General features: G+C 59.7%; 18 protein-coding genes, 1 tRNA gene and 3 pseudogenes. 17 read left to right on the top strand and 5 right to left on the bottom strand.

What is annotated here, in order from left to right; all coding sequences use genetic code 11:
- The first annotated feature begins 50 nt into the window (after nt 1–50).
- From proB to JOE65_RS09850, 9 genes are all read left to right on the top strand, one after another.
- Nucleotides 51–1,202 (top strand): glutamate 5-kinase, encoded by a 1,152-nt coding sequence (gene proB / locus JOE65_RS09890; RefSeq protein ID WP_205163015.1) that lies wholly within the window; start codon nt 51–53, stop codon nt 1,200–1,202.
- A 40-nt stretch (nt 1,203–1,242) separates the two neighbouring features.
- Nucleotides 1,243–2,547, top strand: coding sequence for a glutamate-5-semialdehyde dehydrogenase (locus tag JOE65_RS09885; protein ID WP_338021605.1), 1,305 nt, complete (start codon nt 1,243–1,245; stop codon nt 2,545–2,547).
- A gap of 72 nt (nt 2,548–2,619) precedes the next feature.
- Complete coding sequence (locus JOE65_RS09880) at nt 2,620–2,856, top strand: hypothetical protein (protein WP_205163013.1); 237 nt, start codon at nt 2,620–2,622, stop codon at nt 2,854–2,856.
- Complete coding sequence (gene nadD / locus JOE65_RS09875; protein WP_205163012.1) at nt 2,834–3,529, top strand: nicotinate-nucleotide adenylyltransferase; 696 nt, start codon at nt 2,834–2,836, stop codon at nt 3,527–3,529. The genes JOE65_RS09880 and nadD overlap by 23 nt, the downstream gene beginning before the upstream one ends.
- Nucleotides 3,530–3,536: 7 nt before the next feature.
- Nucleotides 3,537–4,703, top strand: a complete 1,167-nt coding sequence (locus tag JOE65_RS09870; protein WP_205163011.1) for a hypothetical protein — start codon at nt 3,537–3,539, stop codon at nt 4,701–4,703.
- An 18-nt stretch (nt 4,704–4,721) separates the two neighbouring features.
- The gene (rsfS, locus tag JOE65_RS09865; protein ID WP_205163010.1) at nt 4,722–5,108 is read left to right on the top strand and encodes a ribosome silencing factor; all 387 of its coding nucleotides are present in this window, start codon (nt 4,722–4,724) and stop codon (nt 5,106–5,108) included.
- Entirely contained in the window at nt 5,105–5,824 is a 720-nt protein-coding gene (locus JOE65_RS09860) for a histidine phosphatase family protein (RefSeq protein ID WP_205163009.1), read from the top strand. Before rsfS ends, JOE65_RS09860 begins: the two co-directional genes overlap by 4 nt.
- Before the next feature lie 109 nt (nt 5,825–5,933).
- Nucleotides 5,934–6,009, top strand: a tRNA-Ala gene (locus tag JOE65_RS09855).
- Nucleotides 6,010–6,150: 141 nt separating this feature from the next.
- Nucleotides 6,151–7,260, top strand: coding sequence for an App1 family protein (locus tag JOE65_RS09850; protein ID WP_205163008.1), 1,110 nt, complete (start codon nt 6,151–6,153; stop codon nt 7,258–7,260).
- Nucleotides 7,261–7,265: 5 nt separating this feature from the next.
- On the opposite strand, the gene JOE65_RS09845 is transcribed toward JOE65_RS09850, so the two are convergent.
- Complete coding sequence (locus tag JOE65_RS09845) at nt 7,266–8,339, bottom strand: FUSC family protein (protein WP_239536682.1); 1,074 nt, start codon at nt 8,337–8,339, stop codon at nt 7,266–7,268.
- 72 nt (nt 8,340–8,411) lie between these two features.
- On the opposite strand from JOE65_RS09845, the pseudogene JOE65_RS09840 reads away from it, so the two are divergent.
- Both JOE65_RS09840 and JOE65_RS09835 read left to right on the top strand, forming a co-directional pair.
- A pseudogene (locus tag JOE65_RS09840) lies at nt 8,412–9,269 on the top strand (AAA family ATPase); the annotation flags it as partial.
- A gap of 4 nt (nt 9,270–9,273) precedes the next feature.
- Nucleotides 9,274–10,044, top strand: coding sequence for a DUF58 domain-containing protein (locus JOE65_RS09835; protein WP_205163006.1), 771 nt, complete (start codon nt 9,274–9,276; stop codon nt 10,042–10,044).
- Nucleotides 10,045–10,243: 199 nt separating this feature from the next.
- Here the strand turns inward: JOE65_RS09835 and JOE65_RS09830 are convergent.
- Nucleotides 10,244–10,690 (bottom strand): annotated as a pseudogene (locus JOE65_RS09830) (Tn3 family transposase); the annotation flags it as partial.
- A 77-nt stretch (nt 10,691–10,767) separates the two neighbouring features.
- On the opposite strand from JOE65_RS09830, the pseudogene JOE65_RS15180 reads away from it, so the two are divergent.
- From JOE65_RS15180 to JOE65_RS09820, 3 genes and pseudogenes are all read left to right on the top strand, one after another.
- Nucleotides 10,768–10,980: pseudogene (locus JOE65_RS15180) on the top strand (IS256 family transposase); the annotation flags it as partial.
- A 1,036-nt stretch (nt 10,981–12,016) separates the two neighbouring features.
- The gene (locus tag JOE65_RS09825) at nt 12,017–13,072 is read left to right on the top strand and encodes a zinc-dependent alcohol dehydrogenase family protein (RefSeq protein WP_205163005.1); all 1,056 of its coding nucleotides are present in this window, start codon (nt 12,017–12,019) and stop codon (nt 13,070–13,072) included.
- 50 nt (nt 13,073–13,122) lie between these two features.
- Nucleotides 13,123–13,548 (top strand): universal stress protein, encoded by a 426-nt coding sequence (locus JOE65_RS09820; protein ID WP_205163004.1) that lies wholly within the window; start codon nt 13,123–13,125, stop codon nt 13,546–13,548.
- Nucleotides 13,549–14,169: 621 nt separating this feature from the next.
- Here JOE65_RS09820 and JOE65_RS09815 read toward each other — a convergent pair.
- From JOE65_RS09815 to JOE65_RS15175, 3 genes are all read right to left on the bottom strand, one after another.
- A complete protein-coding gene (locus tag JOE65_RS09815) occupies nt 14,170–14,361 on the bottom strand; it encodes a hypothetical protein (protein WP_205163003.1) in 192 nt (63 codons plus the stop codon).
- A 315-nt stretch (nt 14,362–14,676) separates the two neighbouring features.
- Entirely contained in the window at nt 14,677–14,907 is a 231-nt protein-coding gene (locus JOE65_RS09810) for a transposase (protein WP_420827522.1), read from the bottom strand.
- A gap of 227 nt (nt 14,908–15,134) precedes the next feature.
- Nucleotides 15,135–15,308, bottom strand: a complete 174-nt coding sequence (locus JOE65_RS15175; protein ID WP_239536680.1) for a hypothetical protein — start codon at nt 15,306–15,308, stop codon at nt 15,135–15,137.
- Between JOE65_RS15175 and JOE65_RS15170 the strand changes: the two genes are divergently transcribed.
- From JOE65_RS15170 to JOE65_RS09795, 3 genes are all read left to right on the top strand, one after another.
- On the top strand, nt 15,307–15,846 hold the full coding sequence (locus JOE65_RS15170; protein WP_239536679.1) for a hypothetical protein: 540 nt from the start codon (nt 15,307–15,309) through the stop codon (nt 15,844–15,846). The genes JOE65_RS15175 and JOE65_RS15170 overlap by 2 nt on opposite strands.
- Before the next feature lie 21 nt (nt 15,847–15,867).
- On the top strand, nt 15,868–16,494 hold the full coding sequence (locus JOE65_RS09800; protein WP_205163001.1) for a hypothetical protein: 627 nt from the start codon (nt 15,868–15,870) through the stop codon (nt 16,492–16,494).
- 178 nt (nt 16,495–16,672) lie between these two features.
- Nucleotides 16,673–17,872, top strand: a complete 1,200-nt coding sequence (locus JOE65_RS09795) for an IS110 family RNA-guided transposase (RefSeq protein WP_476693095.1) — start codon at nt 16,673–16,675, stop codon at nt 17,870–17,872.
- Nucleotides 17,873–17,995 lie beyond the last annotated feature (123 nt).

The following is a 17,995-nucleotide window of genomic DNA, read 5'->3' as shown; positions in this document are numbered from 1 at the left end:
GAACGAACCAACTGTGCTCCTCATGCCGGCACGACAACCCAAAGGAATCGATGACCGCAAGACGCGCCATAAAGACCCGATCGTCCCTGCCGCAGGTAAAACGCATAGTCGTGAAAGTGGGTTCGTCTTCGCTGACGTCCCTTGCCGGTGGCATATCGGATGAAGCCTTGGTGAAGCTCTCCAACGTGATTGCCGCAAGACGCAAAGAAGGCATCGAGATCATCCTGGTCTCATCCGGCGCGATTTCTGCGGGGGTGTCACCCTTGGGTCTCACATCGAGGCCCAGGCATCTTTCTTCTCAGCAAGCAGCAGCCAGCGTTGGCCAAGGACTCCTCATGGCCCGCTATCACGATGCGTTCGCAGCGCACGGCGTGATCGTTGGGCAAGTACTGCTGACCCTTGATGACCTGATGCGACGATCGCATCATACCAACGCCCACCGCGCCATGGAGCGGTTGCTGAATTTTGGTGTGGTGCCGATCGTCAACGAGAATGACGCCGTCGCAAGTCAGGAAATAAGGTTCGGAGACAACGATCGACTCGCGGCGCTGGTGGCTCACCTCGTCAAGGCTGACGTACTGGTGCTCCTGTCGGACGTCGACTCTCTCTACGACGGGCCTCCGAAGGACGGAGCAAAGCGTATCCCTGAGGTCAGTGGACCGAAAGACCTCGAAGGGGTCAACATCGGAAGCACCGGTGCTGCAGGTACCGGCACCGGCGGGATGGCCACCAAGGTTGAAGCTGCGATCATCGCGGCCAGCTCGGGCATCCCAGCGCTGGTGACGTCAACCGATAACGCAGAAGACGCTCTCGCCGGAAAGGACGTCGGTACGTGGTTCAGTGCCAAGGGACGCCGTAAACCTATCCGGAAATTGTGGCTTGAACATGTGGCTCGTATCCAGGGGTCACTTATTGTCGACGACGGCGCAGCCAAGGCAGTGGGAGAAAAGCGAAGGTCTCTATTACCTGCCGGCATAGTGGAAGTCAAAGGGAATTTCGAGTCGGGTGACCCCGTTGCAATCACTAATCAGCACGGCGTCGCCATCGCACATGGGCTGGTGAACTATGACTCCAAGGAGCTGCCTCAGATGCTGGGCCGTTCCACCCGTGAACTGGCAAAAGAATTGGGCCATGAATATGAGCGATCGGTCGTCCATGTAGATGACCTGGTGTTGCTCCGAAAACGTCTCCCGACGTCCTGAACTTTTCAACCTCTCCGTGCCAATCTGAAAGGTGAATAACGTGAGTACACAGCAGATAGACGCCACAGCAGGCGAAACCAACGAGGTCGATGTAATAGCGGCCGTCAATACCATCGCAGACCGTGCCCGTACGGCTTCGCGGATTGTCTCTAAAGCAAACAGGTCGTGGAAGGATCGAGCACTTCGAGCCATCGGCGAGGCACTCGTGGCCCGGCAGGCAGCCATCCTTTCTGCCAATGAAAAAGACATCTCAAACGGCAAGGAACGGGGCACCTCGGCAGCGCTGCTGGACAGGCTCAGCCTCACACCGGAGCGTATTGCTGGCCTTGCCGCGTCACTGGAGAATCTAGCGGGGTTGCCGGATCCCGTGGGTTCAGTTGCTCGGGGACAGACACTGCCTAACGGGTTGAGGTTGCGTCAGGTACACGTACCGATGGGGGTTGTGGCAGCCATCTACGAGGCTCGGCCCAACGTCACCGTGGACATCGCGGGCTTGGCCCTGAAGAGCGGTAACGCCGTCATCTTGCGTGGGGGCAGTGCCGCCGCAAACACCAACGAGGCGCTACTCGGGATCATCCGGGACACCCTCGATCGCACGGGCCTTCCGGCCGACGCGGTCCAGAGCGTTGACGAGTATGGACGCCCGGGCGCGAATGCCCTGATGAAGGCTCGAGGCCGTGTGGATGTGCTCATTCCCCGCGGAGGCCACGACTTGATTCAGACCGTCGTCACAGAATCTACCGTTCCCGTTATTGAAACGGGGGAGGGCAATGTTCACATCTTCCTGGATGAATCAGCCTCCGAAGAGATGGCCGTCAGTATCATTGTCAACGCGAAGACTCACCGTCCGAGCGTATGCAACACAGCTGAAACGCTGCTGATTCATAAGGATGCCGCTGCTGCTCCTGCTGTTCTGGCGGCGCTCGATGCAGCTGGGGTCCGCCTCCACGTGGACAGCAGAACCCGTGCCCTGTTGCCCGCGGGAATCAACGCCGAAACTGCGACTGACGCGGACTGGGCCATGGAGTACATGGATCTGGATATGGCCGTAGCAGTGGTGGATTCGCTACCCGAAGCGGTTGAACATATTCGTCGGTGGACCTCAGGGCATACTGAGGCGATTGTGACCAACAACCTTGCGAATTCGGAGCAGTTCATTTCCGATATCGAATCGGCTGCGGTGATCGTCAATGCTTCCACGCGTTTCACTGATGGCGGTGAGTTGGGCCTCGGCGCGGAAGTGGGAATTTCCACCCAGAAGATGCATGCGCGTGGCCCCATGGGCTTGCGGGAGCTCACAACAACCAAGTGGATCGTACAGGGAGATGGGCACGTCCGTCAGTAGCATTGGCGTACCATAGAGCTAAACGTCAAGGGTCGGGGTAACCGGCCGAACAGTGCTCTCAAGGGGAGATCCATGCTGAACCAGCTATACGGCGCGGCGCTTACGGTGAGTGAGAAGGCCGAGCATCACACAGAATTGCCTATGCCGCCTGTCATGTACGCGGCGATCATCATGGGTGCCTTGCTACTCCTGATGTTTGTCACCATCGCGTTCACGAGTGTTGGTAAACGCCACGAAGTCGTTCCTGAGCACACGGATCCGCACAAGCAGCACCCCAGCAATCACGATGTTCCTGGATCACATTCCTGAAGTGAGGCAGTCGAGGCGAAGTGTCGCGGATAACGCGAGCTCCCGGCCGTTTCGGTTGGGGGTTATGGGTGGCACATTCGACCCAATCCACCACGGCCACCTCGTTGCAGCAAGCGAGGTGGCTTCGGTGTTTGAGCTCGATGAAGTGGTGTTTGTGCCCACGGGAGAACCGTGGCAGAAGGCCGGCAAGAGTGTGAGTGAGGCCGAACACAGGTACCTCATGACAGTTATCGCCACGGCTTCAAACCCGAGCTTCACGGTGAGCAGAGTGGACATCAACCGAGCCGGACCGACTTACACCATAGAGACTCTGAGGGATCTGAAGGCGGCGCGTCCGGAAGCGGATCTCTTCTTCATCACTGGAGCGGACGCCATGGCGAAGATCCTTTCGTGGAAAGACGTCGAGGAATTGTGGTCGTTGGCACACTTTGTGGGGGTAACCCGACCAGGGCATGAACTGCACGACTTGGGTCGGAGCGACGTCAGCTTGCTGGAGGTACCCGCCATGGCGATATCTTCAACGGTCTGTCGTGACCGGGTGGCTGACGGTGCACCTGTTTGGTACCTCGTACCCGACGGTGTGGTTCAATACATCGCCAAACACCGTCTGTACCGGCCAGCAGATCTGTCCGGTCACATCAACAGTCAGAATGTAACGATCAATTCCGGGTGATGAGGAAATGAGTGAGGGTAACGGGCCGATTCCCAGTCGGAAGGCCCTGAGGCAGCGTCGCGTGGAAGCGGAGTCGCTACCGGAATCGGCAGTGCCGGCTCCGGAACCTTTATCCGTCGCGCCCAACGTCGAAACCGGTTCATCCGTCGACCCAAGCACTGAGATTTCCGCTCCTGTAGAACGAGAGTCGCAGGCAAGGGCGCGTAGCAGAGAAGCGTTGCAGGCTTACAAATCGTTGGCAGAGCCGTCAAGCCCAGTAGACCCCGAGCCACCAACTCGCCGTCAGTTGCGGATGAGACGCGCAGAGACCGCTGAAGTGGACACGGATCTGGACTCGTCAGCGGAGGATTCGCAGAGTGATGGCCAGCTGCCGTCGGACCATGACATTCAGGCCGAAGCCCTACCCGATGAGATTGAGTCCGCAGAAGCGCCGCTGGACACCCAATCATTGGGAGCCAGCGGAGGCCGACGACATCGACGTCAGGTACCGGACAGTTCTCCTTCTACATCCCCGGAGGGTGAGTCCCAGGAGCGGATGAGTATCGAGCAAGCGCTGGCTGCACGGGAAGCTCTCATGGGGCAGGCTCAGAATCAAGCGGCGGCGCTGGCCTCACAGCAACAAGAAAACCCGTTCTCGGTGGACCTAGCAGTCCTCGCCGAGCAGAAGGCGTTGGCGGAGCGTGCTGCAGTCCTGAACCGGCGGGCTGAGAACATGGAGCGTCTGTCACGCGAAAATGAGCAAGCGCGTTCCGAACGCAATGACCCGACCACCGCACACAACCTGGGAATGATCGCACCGATTGACTACGCTCATCGCCCCGGCGTCGACCGCTCAGTCACCCTGCGGGCGCCGGGGACAACGCATATTCCTGTATGCACCGGAAGTCTGCCGCCAGTTCGGCCATCCACCACGGCGACGAAAGTTCCCACGGGTTCACCGGTACCCACAACGGACGAATCCGGAACTTACTGGGATCCTGAACCGGAAGATACCGGACCGAGAGCAGGTCCGATTGGTGCCAAGACAGCCCACGGGCTAGATCCGTTGGATGCCGTTACGGCAGCGGGTGCGCGAATCCAGAGTCATCTGTTGATGCAAATTGCTGTCATCGGGCTTGGTGCTGTGGCCATAGTGTTTGGAATGCTAATGATTTTCGGCGGCATGGGCCGTTGATTGAAAACAAGGAGAACTGTGAGCGCTACTGATTCATCGATTGCCCTGGCGAAGGCTGCGGCCCAGGCTGCGTCGGACAAACTCGCGCAGGACATAGTGGCGATCGATGTGAGTGCCCGTCTTGCGATCACTGACATCTTTCTCGTCGCATCTGCCTCAAATGAGCGGCAGGTGAACGCAATTGTCGACGGGGTAGAAGAGGCACTGTCGGAGGTTGATCGCAAACCCATTCGACGCGAGGGGCGTCGCGAGGGACGCTGGGTGCTACTGGATTTCGGCGACATTGTTGTGCACGTCCAGCACGAAGAAGACCGCATCTTCTACGCTCTTGAGCGTTTGTACAATGACTCACCCCTCATTGAGTTGGGATTGAGCGCACCAGTTTCAGGTCCGGTCGACCAATGAGCGGCAGGCCGTCGTGGGACCCGGATCGGGTCCGGCGGCGCGTCGTGTTCTGGCGGCACGGCCGCACCGATTGGAACTCTCAAGGACGATTTCAGGGGCAGGAGGATATCCCGCTCGATGACACTGGTCGCGACCAAGCGAGGCGATCTGCGCTGTTGCTCCAGCAACTGGCGCCGTCCCGGATAGTCTCCTCGGACCTGCTTCGGGCACAGGAGACGGCCACCGCGCTGGCGTCGCTTTGCGGGCTTGAGCTAACAACGGACGCTAGGCTCCGAGAGACATATGCGGGGCGGTGGCAAGGCAAAACGTTCGCAGAGATCGGTGAGCAGTTTCCGGAGGAGCAGGCAAAGTGGCATGCCGGATCCGTGACAGCTCGGGCAGGCGGAGGCGAGCGGCGTGTAGACGTTGGGCAAAGAATGGCAGCCGCTGTGCTGGAGGCGGTAGAAGAAATGGCACCGGATGAAACGTTGCTGATAGTCAGCCACGGAGGGGCCATCCGGGTAGCTCTTGCTGCCGTCCTTGGCCTACCTCAGGAGTACTGGGGCGTCATTTCGGGAGTCACGAACTGTCATTGGTCCGTTCTTGAGGAATTGGATGAACGCGCTGAGGTATCCACGTCAGTGATCCCTGGTAGGGGCGCTCTGCTCACCCGATGGCACCTTACCGAACACAATGTGGGGTTAGCGGGGCTTCCCGCATCCCCAGTGGAGGGTTAGCTCGGGACGATTTTGTATCGCAGGGGCCAATCCTCTAAAGTAAAGGAGTTGCTTCGAGGGGCCTCCATGAAACATGAGGCAAGTCCTTGCTTGGAAGCACACCGGAAACGGGGCTGTGGCGCAGCTGGTAGCGCACCTGCATGGCATGCAGGGGGTCAGGGGTTCGAGTCCCCTCAGCTCCACCAGATGGGTTTGGTTTACACGAACCATCAGTACCAAGGACAAACCGCTTCGGATGAGATAATCCGAGGCGGTTTTTTCGTTCTTCCGCCCTGAGGTACAACGGCGCTCGGCGGTGCGGTACAGAATCGTGAAAGACTGACCCCATGCAATCTAAGACCCATGTAGAGGGCCCGGAAGAACCACAACACCTGGCAGTTCGGCTTGAAAGCGCTCTGCAAGCTTGGCAGATCCGCCGTTCGCTCGCAAAAGGCTATGTGCGCACCGTGTTGCCCTATACCGGCTACGGCAGTACATCGTGGATTCGTGTTCTGGGTCGTGTGGTCTTGTCCAAATCAGTGCGCAAAGACGGCCCTGAAGCGTTGAAAACTCTCCGGGAGGGAATCCGTGGGTGGCGCAACTTCATGAGCCCGCCCATTCGCTACGCCACGGTCACAGTGGAAGTTGCCGGTGAAACCCATCGTGTCAGCGCGGACCGCGGGGGAGTCATAGATGTTCGGATTCCCGTTCGGCTGGAACTCGGTGCCAATACTGTACGACTGACCTCAGATGATTCAGCAACAGTTGAGTCCACGGTGTTTGTCATTTCCGATGACGCGGAATTCGGTGTCGTTTCGGATATTGACGATACGGTCATGGTGACGGCATTGCCGCGTCCACTATTGGCGGCGTGGAACACATTTGTGGTGGATGAGCACGCACGTAATGCCACTCCGGGGATGGCTGTGATGATGGAGCGAGTCACACAGCAGCATCGAGGGACGCCAGTGTTGTACTTGTCCACGGGCGCCTGGAATGTTGCACCTACATTAACGCGGTTCTTGTCTCGGAACCTGTATCCGGCGGGACCGTTGCTTCTCACGGATTGGGGCCCAACCCTCGATCGTTGGTTCCGTAGCGGACTGGAACATAAGCGGTCTTCTTTGGCACGGCTGGCTCGCGAGTTTCCAGATATCAAGTGGTTGCTGATAGGAGATGACGGGCAGCACGACGAAGCGATTTACGCTGAGTTCAGCCGCACCCATCCTGAGAACGTCACAGCGGTGGCGATTCGTCAGCTCTCTGTTGGAGAAGCGGTGTTGGCTGGTGGCCGGTCCAGCGACACAGCGGATCACAGTTCGGATGCACCATGGATTTACGCGCCGGACGGCGCGGGTATTTCTGAGAAGCTTGAAGATCTGGGATTCCTTGCCTCGGATCGTGACCGAGTTCCAGAGGTCCCTGATGCCGAAGATGCCGCTGACACGAGCCCCTAAGTCGATTATGTTCTGATGGCCCAGAGCATGCGGCGCAGGCTCACGGCCAGCGATGCCGTGGTTTGTATGGCTTCGTCCTTGCGTGCTGTTGTGTTGAGTGCCCGCTGGAGTTCATGGACGGCGTCCTCGGCTACGCGGTAACTCTCTGATTCGGGATCCCATTCGCTGATGGCTGTCGAACATGCGGCGAAGGCGTTGGACAACGGGTCTGCTGTCGATTGGCTGACCGGGGTTTCATCCGGACTGTCCCAAATGGCGCTGGCCAGAATTTCGGTAACATCCTGAACGTGGAATGTTGTGCGTTCGAGGGCTTTGAGCAGATCGACGTCCGCGTTGACATCGCGTCTGTTAATTTTTCGGCGGAAGTTTCCCTTCTGGCTGACCTCTGCGAGGGCGACGGCGTCGTGCACTTTCCGACTCAGCTGAGACAGACCGTCGCCGCGTTTGGACCACTCCTGGTGCTCAGGCGGCCATGATTCCAGAATGGCCGCTGACATGTCGTCGAGCTGGAGGCTCAGGGTTGATCGCAGTTCGGCAAGACCATTGACGGCGCCGTTGAGGTGGAGCGGGGGGAACAGAGTTGAGTTGACCAGGAGTCCCACAGCGACGCCCACGAGCATCTGGATGAAGTAGCCAAGAGAGAATCCGTTGGGGTCTTGGTCCCCAAGCAGCATGACGATTAGTGCCGCTGTCGGTATGAGGTCTTTGCCCGCACCCATGCGTGGCAGTCCGGCAACCAGGACGCCGATACCGACGACAAGTGCGACTGTCCACATATTCGGCGCGGCAACCTGCGTGACGAGGAACGCCACGAGGATTCCAAATCCCAGCCCGACGAGTGTCTCCATGCCCTGTTTGATGGAGCCGCCTACCGTCGTGTACATGGCGGCCATGGCGCCGATTGGCGCATAGTACGGGAATTCCGCGGCCACTCCAGGCATGAGGAGCGCAACCCACCAGGCGAGGGCTCCAGCCAGGGCAGATTTCAGGGCCAGTAGAAGTCTGTGGTGGGTAGCTAACGGCATGAACCGTTGACGGAACCAGCGCGCCGTGGATGCCGCTTGGGGAGGGGTTGCCATGTCCTAAGTATGCAGGTTGCAAACGTTGCCGTGTCAGCGTGTTCGTTAGGCTATGGGTGCTGGAGAGCCTCTACTTTGGGAGTCATGAATGCACGAGCCGTTCCAGGCCTGGCGAAGACGACGGCGGCTCAGACTCTCGCAGATGCCATTGCGGTGTCGTTCAGCCGGATCCAGTGCACGCCTGACCTGTTGCCCAGCGACATTGTGGGAACGCAGATTTATAACGCTGGCACGGGAACATTCAAGACCGAGCTGGGCCCGGTGCATGCCAGCATTGTCCTGTTGGATGAAATCAACCGGTCTAGTTCCAAGACGCAGAGCGCAATGCTCGAAGCGATGCAGGAGCGCCAAACGAGCATTGGCGGTGCCGTCTACCCGATGCCGTCGCCTTTCCTGGTGCTGGCAACCCAGAATCCGATCGAGCAGGAGGGGACCTACGTGTTGCCGGAGGCGCAGTTGGACCGGTTTCTGTTCAAGGAACGGCTGCAGTATCCCTCTGCGGCCGAGGAAGCCGAGGTAGTACGCAGGGTGCATGATGGCCGGCTGGAGGGCCACATGGATCCGGTGGTCGGGCGTGATGAAATCCTTCGCCTGCAGGCCGACGTTCCGCGGATCTATCTCGATGCATCGCTGGTCGAGTACATTGTGTCTCTCGTTCATGCCACGAGATATCCCGGAGGGCTCTTGACCCCTGAGCTTGTCCGCATGGTGCAGTGGGGGGCCAGCCCGCGGGCAAGTATCGCCTTCAGTCGAGCCGCACGGTGTGTGGCACTTCTCCAGGGCCGGGATCATGTTCTGCCGGAGGACATCAAGGAACTGGCGCACCGGGTCCTGAGGCATCGCATCATTCTCGGATTCGAGGCTGTTGCTGCGGGCGTCACACAGGATGACGTGGTGGACGCCCTCTTGGCCACCGTCCGGACACCCTGAACGCATGCTTACACTGCTGAACGATGTCAGGTCGCGGGTGTTCATTCATGCGCATCGACGATCGAGAGCACTTCTTGACGGCGGGTACGGATCGACGTTCAAGGGGCGCAGCCTGGACTTTGAGGACCTGCGGGCTTACGCGCCGGGTGATGAGGTTCGCGATATTGACTGGAAAGCGACGGCCAGACACGGCGCCCCACTGATCCGGCGCTATGTTGCGGCGCGACACCACAATGTCCTTTTTGTGGTGCCCACTGGCTGCCTGATGTCTGCCGTCACTGAGGCAGGGGAGAGCCGGCTCGATGCCACCGAGAATGCACTCGGTGTGCTGCGCCATATCGCCATCCGCCACGGAGATCCCATCGGCATGGTCTCGGGTCCAGCAACATCGACCACGGTCCATCCGTTCAACGGTAGTGAGACGCAGTTGGAGGTGCTGCTCCGCGCTATAAGTGACATCGACCCTCATTCGGTTGACAATGCCTCAGGAGCGTTGCTGACTCAGCTCGAGTATGTGAGCCGGCACATCCGTCGTCGGACTCTGTTGGTGGTGATTGCCGATGAGCCCGAAGCGGGTGAGCGACTGGAGGCCTTGCTGGGACGTCTGCGTGCCTCAGTTGTTGCACAATACCGTGTAGCTGAGAATGCCCGTCGGGAAGCTATGGAGTCCCTGCTGCGTAGGACGGGCACGGCGTCATCGAGCATCAGTGGAACGCCGGAGCTGGTGGCGGGTGCGATCGCGCTGCTCGAGAAGCACCGGCGGGGCACCCCTTGAGTCTTTCGTTTCCCTGTACCGCAACGGATGGACTGTTCCCACCGGAGCAGTACTCGCCGGTGGGGTTGATCCTGGGGCTGATCCTGCTGGTGCTTCTGACAGGCGCCGGACTTTTTGTTGCCTTCCGGTCTCGAGCGTCCAGAGAGCAACTGCCCGCGCGCACCTAGGGGTGGCTTGTGAAAAAGTGAAATATCCGACGCTAAGGTTTTCCGGATCGTCGTAGTGGCCTGTATTTGCCGGGTTTGATGTGGTTGGCGCGTGGCCAGGTGTAGTCGCCGGTGAGGTTGATGTGTTCCCAGCCCAGGGGAGGGAGGAACCGCAGGAGGTCCGGGTCCGTGGTGGGGCCGTCGCTGTTCAGGTTGGTGATGGTCCGGTCGAGGTAGACGGTGTTCCAGAGGACGATGGCTGCCGTGAGGAGGTTTAGTCCGCTGGCACGGTAGCGCTGTTGTTCGAAGGAATGGTCGCGTATTTCGCTGAGCCGGTTGAAGAACACCGCTCTTGCCAGGGTGTTCCGGGCCTCGCCTTTGTTCAGTCCGGCGGTGACTTTCCGGCGCAGGCCGGGGTTTTGGAGCCAGTCCAGCAGGAAGAGGGTCCGTTCCAGTCTTCCTAGTTCCCGCAACGCGGTGGCGAGTCCGTTTTGGCGGGGGCGCATCTACGACGAAGACCTGTCCCAGGCAAGCTACCTCATCGGCTGTCAGGCCGAAGGTGAAGCACTCGTGGTCGATCCCCAACGACCAGGCCGCCGTGAAACTGCTCTGACTCTCGATCTGCAACATCGAGGACAAACGGGCCTCCGAACGCCGCAAGAGCCGGAAAACTAACAAGGAATCCGCTGGAAACCACCTCGTCGAAGGAGCCGCCACATCGGGCTGGACCCAGGCTCTGGGCCACCTCGCCATCACCTACCCGGAACGACTCGACGAATACCTCAACTAAAAAAGATGCTCATCACTTACACAAATAACTTGACGTTGAGGCACCACGGCGGCGACGCGATGCCCGCAGTGCGGCAGGTCATTCCGGCAACCCTGTAGGTGCCGAATCCTGGCCGTCGACTGCAGGGCATCGTTAGGGTGCGGTAGCACCAAGCACACCTGCCGGAGCATTAGTAGCGTCCAATGTCAGTTTGCGTTCTGCGATACGGGACATGGTGATCCTCTGTGAAGTCGTCACTGATGCCCGCTTCCCGGGCGGCGCGTTTGAGACCATGCCCGTCCCTGGTCGCGGCAAGAAACCCGACACCTGTTGCTGATACGGAACTGAGATACATATCGAACCACCCTGAAAGTAGGTGTTGCTTCGATCAATAGAATCCCGCCATCGCAAGCGCCGGGTAGGAGGAGGAAGGCATTGAGCGCCAGTGGCGCGATCACCTTGGCACTGAAGAGTGGGATGAACTGCGCCCGCTCCCTCCTCAAGCTACGAGCGATCACAGGCCAGTACGCGGAGGAGTGAACTACAGGGGGTCAGCATGGCATTGGTACTTTCACGGCACCGTTCAACCAGGAACGGGCATCCCATCATCGCGCACGAAACACGGTGGCTAGATGCTGAAGATCGCGGCAATCAAATCGGCAATCGCACGGAAGAGCGCCTTGACTGCACCCCCAAACGCACCCCCAGTACCCGCTCTCATCTGCGGAAGAGCTTTCTCTGTCCCCGTGTGCTGGCGCGCACGCGAGGAGATGGTTCGCTTCCCTATTACCGCAGCCAGGCTCCGGCCAGCATTGCGCCAAGGAATCCGCCGCCTACAGCCAGGGATAGCGGCTGTCTGACGCGTCTTCCCAGTGGGTGCGACAAGTTTAAGTCCGCTGGCCGCGGCCAGCGGCCGATGCGATGGGGCGGGTCCAGAGTGCTCGCAAACGGCGCGGGCGGGTAACCGGCCCCGTTACCCTAGCCAGCCGCAGCCGTAGGAGCAAGAATGAGAGGAGATAACGGAGCATATCCAGCCCATGAAGGATGGCGAATAAAAATGAAAGCACTCGTCTATAAAGGACCGAATCAAAAGTCGTGGGAGGATGTGCCGGATCCGGTCATCAAGGAGCCGACCGACATTATCGTGAAAATCGACACGACGACGATCTGCGGAACCGATCTGCATATTCTAAAGGGTGATGTTCCTGCCGTCACGCGAGGCAGGATTCTTGGCCACGAGGGGGTGGGCACGATCACCGAGGTCGGAGCGGCCGTGACCACTCTGAAAGTTGGAGACCAGATCATCCTCTCCTGCGTTTCGGCGTGCGGCCACTGCGGATACTGCAAACAGGGTGTATTCTCACATTGCCTCGCGGCCGAGGGCGCACCCGGCATCGGCTGGATCTTCGGCCACCTGATAGACGGCACGCAGGCGGAGTACGTGCGCGTACCGTTCGGCGAGACGTCGGTCTATCTACTGCCCGAGGAAGTGTCCCCGCAGCAGGGCACATTGCTATCAGACATTCTCCCAACCGGTCATGAAATCGGGGTCCGCTACGGGCAGGTCAAGGCTGGCGACGTGGTCGCGGTGATTGGAGCGGGTCCGGTCGGCCTTGCGGTGATCGCCACGGTCGGGCTGTACGGTCCGTCCAAGGTTATCTCCATTGACTTGGACTCTAATCGGACGGAGAAGGCCAAGGCGCTTGGTGCCACGGATGCGGTCGTCTCCAGTGATAAGGACTGGAAGCAGCAGGTGTTGGCCCTGACCGACGGGCTCGGCGTTGACGTCGCGATCGAGGCGGTAGGCATTCCGCAAACCTTTGCGATGTGCTTGGACATCGTTCGACCCGCCGGACATGTGGCAAATGTTGGCGTGCACGGCAAGCCGGTGGAACTGCCGTTGCAGGAACTGTGGATCTCAAATATCAACATCAGCATGGGGCTCGTCAACACGAACACGCTGGACATATTGTTGAAAATGGTGGCGCAAAAAAAGATCGTCACGGAAGACTTCGTGAGCCACACGTTCAACCTCGCGGAAATCGTTGAGGCCTACGATGTGTTCAGCCGCGCGGCCGAAACCAAAGCGCTCAAGGTAATGATTAACGCCTAGGACTGAGTGAAAGCTGGAATTGATCAACATCTACATGCACGGAGGTACTTATGGAGCGTGAGGGCACAGAGACCACAGGTAAGGGCACTATCGTGGTGGGGGTTGATGGGTCCGCATCGTCAATTGCCGCTTTACGGTGGGCTGCTCATCTTGTTCCACTGGCTGGCAGCTCACTGCGCGCCGTCGCGGTGTGGCAGTATCCGATGACGTTTGATGCTTATGTCCCTGTTGATTGGCATCCGGATGAGATCGCCAGCAGCGTACTTGCCGAGGCACTGGAATCCGCCTTCGGGGCAGAACCACCCCGTCCAGTGGAAAATGTCATCAGGTGCGGCTCGGCTGCGCAGGTACTTATCGAGGAGAGTAAGAACGCTTCGATGGTCGTGGTCGGAAGCCGGGGTCACGGTGGCTTCACGGGACTGCATCTAGGCTCGGTCAGTTCCGCGGTTGCCGAACGATCTCACTGCCCGGTATAGGTCGTGCATGGCCCACTCCCCGGAGACCAAGACTCCCTGGCAGGGCCACCTGCGGCGGAACCGGTCCAGGGGTGAGCGGCACGGCAGCTCCGGTTGACCGCCAGAATCTGCCATCCCTCAGAGCAACACACTTTCGACGTTTGGATGCAGCCCCATCCACGTTGGTCACCCCCAATACGACTTCTCCTCGGACCCCCGCCGCTGTATACCGCTCCGTTTGGCATGTTGGCTCAGTATTACCGCCAGCAGGGCGATCAGAATGACCAAACCGACCCAGACCGGAATCAGCCTTGCCCAAACCGGCGCCGAAACCAAGATCAGAACACCATTGGCCGCTCCAATGAGGAGAATGCATATAGCAAGTGGCCATCGAAGTCGTTGTTTCACTGGTCCTGCGATGGACTTGGAATCTTTATGGTCAGCATCGCTGAGTACCACCTGCGCTCCTCTCAAAGCGACCTAAGTTTCATCGTACGGGCCGCTGTTCGACGTTGGGAATAGCCCGAAAGGGGAGGGACAACGCACTGCATAAGGGGATCGGCTTATCGGACGTCCATCGGTCCTGGTGGAAGCCCGTCGGGTGCTCCGCTGGTCGGTGGAACTCAGACCGCGGCGAGGCAGTCATTGGTTCGAGGCCTGCCCCCAGGGTCCGCCGTTTTGGAAGCACCACGCGACGACGTCGCCGGCCCACAGCAGGGGCTCCTCGTTACGGCGTATATGCGTGTACCGCAGGCCTCTGTTGTCGTGGACACGTAGCTGTGCGGGAATGATGCGCCGGTCAGCGGCGGCCAGGGAATCGTCCTGTTCCAGCACCAAGGGACCCAACCTGTGTCTCCTAATTCCTTGAGCCAGATGGTGATGGTGCGGAGGACGACTCCGCCGCCATAGGTGAGGTCGAATTTGCGTATCGTATAGCGAGTCCTCGCCATTGCTTGAAGGTGTTGAAGGAGTAATCGACGACGTCGCGGCGTTTGTCGGCTTCCCTGTCGGGTCCGACAGGGAAGCCACCTCTTTGTCCGCGGCGCCTAGCAGTACTTAGTTAGGTTGGTGTTCGTGGGTGGCAGTAGGGGCAGTATCCGGTCCTGACGGCGACGAGGTGTTGGAGCTCGCGGAGGATACCGTTGAGACTCAGGCTGCCCCAGGCGCTTTTGGGCGCGTTAGGCGCAGTGTGGTGATGAACAGATGGGCTGCGGTGACGAGGGTGGCGTGGTGGTGCCAGCCGAGCCAGGTCCGGCCTTCGAAGTGGTCCAGGCCGAGGCCGGTTTTCAGTTCGCGGTAGTCGTGCTCGATACGCCAACGGATTTTGGCGATCCTCACGAGTGGGCCTGGTGATCTTCGACAGCGCCGCCGTCCAAGTATTTCCGCTGACCGACAATGACGTGTATATCCAGCAACAGCTAGACAAAGCCCACGATGCGCTCACCCACTCCAAGGACAGCTACCGCTACTTCGCGGGAACCTATGGCGGAACGGGAACGTCTCTGATCGGCGATGGCCTTGCCTCCTGCCTCACGTCCTTTGACCTGCCGGAACAGGAGCGCTCGCGTTCAGTCATCCTGGCCACTGACAATCAACTGACCGGTAAGTCACTTTTCACTCTCCCCGAAGCTGCTGCTCTTGCCCTGGAGCGGGGAATCCGGGTCTATGGCATCAATGGCGACCAACGGGAAATGCAGTCCCGAGGTAATGCCGAATCGATGGAGATGCAGGAGTCTGTTGAGGGCACGGGCGGCAGGTACTACCTGGTCAATGATTCTCATGCTGTGGCCAAGACTTCTTCATGGTGCTGGTGCTGGTGCTGGTGCTGGTGCTGGTGCTGGTGCTGGTGTGGAGGGCGGAACGGTGAGTCTGGATCCTGGCAGCGGATGGCCGGTGTTGCTCGCGATGGTGCTTTTGATGCTCGGGTTCGCGCTGCTTCAGTGGATGCTGGCGCGCCGGCAGCGCCGTTTGCGGTCGGGAGCTTGGCTGGTGCGGGCGGGAATCGCAGTCCTCGTGGCGCTTGCCCTCCTACGTCCGGGAGTGGGCGATGCCGATACCGGGCCGGCGGCGGCAGCCGACGTAGACGTGTTCATCCTCGTGGACACGACGGAACCGGAGATCGCCTTCTACTCTCAGGGCAGCAGCGTGTCACGGGGCAGGGATTTGCTACGGGACTCACTCTCGGCTGCTTACGAGCGGAGACCGGACCGGGCCCGGCTTGTCTACTATCTGGGCGATGGCGAACATACGACCAGCAGTCCTCCGGAACGCTTCGACGTCGTGGGTTCCCTGGTTACCGGAGGGGCCGTCCTCGGCTAGGGGACACCGGACGGCGGGCCCATGCTGCAGAATTATGGTGCCGGCGAAACTCAACCAGGGGATTACATCACGGACCCGGACACCGGTGAGGACGCTATTTCCAGCGCGGACAACTCCCACCACACTGAGGCCGTTGAGAATTTTGAATCAGCGCTGAACCACGCCAGTGGGCCATTCGAGTGCAGAGTCCGCACCAACCTCGTTCTCAGCCTGGAATCGATGGGCGATCAGCACTCCAGTCGAGAACACAGCGCCTATACCCGCGAACTAGAGGTCATCGAAGCCACACCCGAGCGCTGCTTTCAGAAGGACAACGCTGAAGCCGGCAAGAAACTCGAATCTGCACGGAAGCGTTTAGAACAGAACACACCAACCAAGAACAACCCGGCAGAGACCACAGCTCAACCACCGAAAGCCGAACCCGAGGAATCAACGGGCAAGCTCAAAAAAATCCAACAGCAAAAAAGGGATTCGGCGCAGCTGCGTGAAGACACCCGCCGCCACGAACAGCTCCAGGACGCAGCGGAGACGCACCACCACGGGTTGGATGGTAACCCCCGTTACCTTTTTAGTAGCCCCTCAGTGAGCAAGAATTGGGGTTGCTGGCCTGTCGGTCCCGGCATGATTAATTCCCCCAGTCATCGATGATCCGGGGGGTGCTGTCACCGGTGACCGATAGGCGCCAGGGATATCGCTAATAGGGGCCGGATTAGGGCGGGAAACACTGTCGAGATCGGCCGTAACGTGGATGCCGAGCCTTGGAGCCGTAGGACATGCCAGCACCGTCACATCCGTGGGCACGACCAAGGTTTTCGGAGGTTTGGCATTGATTAACGAACATGAACTCATCGATGTTTTCATCGGTGTCGACGTCGGCGAGACCGACCACCACGCAGTTGCCCTGAATCGGGCGGGAAAGAAGCTCCTGGACAAGGCCCTGCCCCAGGATGAAGCCAAACTCAAGGAAATCATCTGCTCCCTTGCCAAGCACGGCCGCGCGCTGTTCGTGGTCGACCAGCCGGCGACCATCGGCGCCTTGCCGGTCGCCGTGGCCCAGGCCGAAGGCATCCTGGTCGGATACCTTCCCGGACTAGCGATGCGCCGCATCGCTGACCTGCACCCCGGCGAGGCTAAGACGGATGCTCGAGACTCATTCATAATTGCTGAAGCAGCACGCACGATGCCCCATACCCTGCGCTCGGTGAAAGTTGCCGATGAGCAGGTTGCGGAGCTATCGATGCTTTGCGGTTTCGACGATGATCTAGCCAAGCAAGCCACCGCCTCCTCCAACCGGATCCGTGGCCTGCTCACACAGATCCACCCGGCCCTGGAACGGGTCATCGGCCCGCACCTTGCCCATCAGGCGATGCCTGAACTGCTGGCCAAATATCCAACCCCCGCAGCACTGCGCAAGGCCGGCCACGCGAGGGTCGAAACCCTGCTGCGCAAGCACGCGCCACGGGCTGGTAAACGCTGGGCAGCCGAGGTCTTCGCGGCCCTTGACGAGCAGAGCGTCGTCGTCTCGGGCACCAACGCAGCCGCGATTGTGCTGCCGCAGCTCGCCAAGTCCCTCGCGCAAACCCGCACCGCCCGCGCCGAAGTCCTGGAACAGGTCGAGGCCATCGTGGAGGCTCACCCTCTTCACGTCCTCCTGACGTCTCTACCGGCGGTCGGCGTCAGGACAGAAGCCAGGATCCTCACCGAGGTCACGGGCAAGGACTTCAAGACCGCCGGGCATCTGGGTTCCTATGCCGGGCTCGCCCCGGTGACCTGGAGATCGGGTACTTCCATTCGCGGAGATCACTCCTCGCGCAGAGGCAACAAGATCCTGAAACGGGCACTGTTCCTCTCAGCATTCGCGTCCCTGCATGACCCTGTCTGTCGGGCCTACTACGATCGCAAACGCGCCGAAGGCAAGAGACACAACCAAGCCGTTATCGCCTTGGCCAGACGCCGCTGCAATGTCCTGTTCGCGATGCTGCGCGACGGGACCATCTACCAGGAACGGGTAGCACTGGCAGCCTGATACGAGACCTCGCCTGGCCCGATTGGCAACGATATCCAGCCAAGAGGGTCCGCCTCGCCATGCCTAGAATCTGCATCGAATGAAATCTGGAACTACCCAGCAAAACCCTTGACGAAGCAGATA

Origin of the sequence: Arthrobacter roseus, from assembly GCF_016907875.1 — a bacterium.
Classification (GTDB): Bacteria; Actinomycetota; Actinomycetes; order Actinomycetales; family Micrococcaceae; genus Arthrobacter_J; species Arthrobacter_J roseus.
The sequence above is the reverse complement of the archived record's forward strand: the minus strand, read 5'-3'. Positions and strand labels throughout refer to the sequence as shown.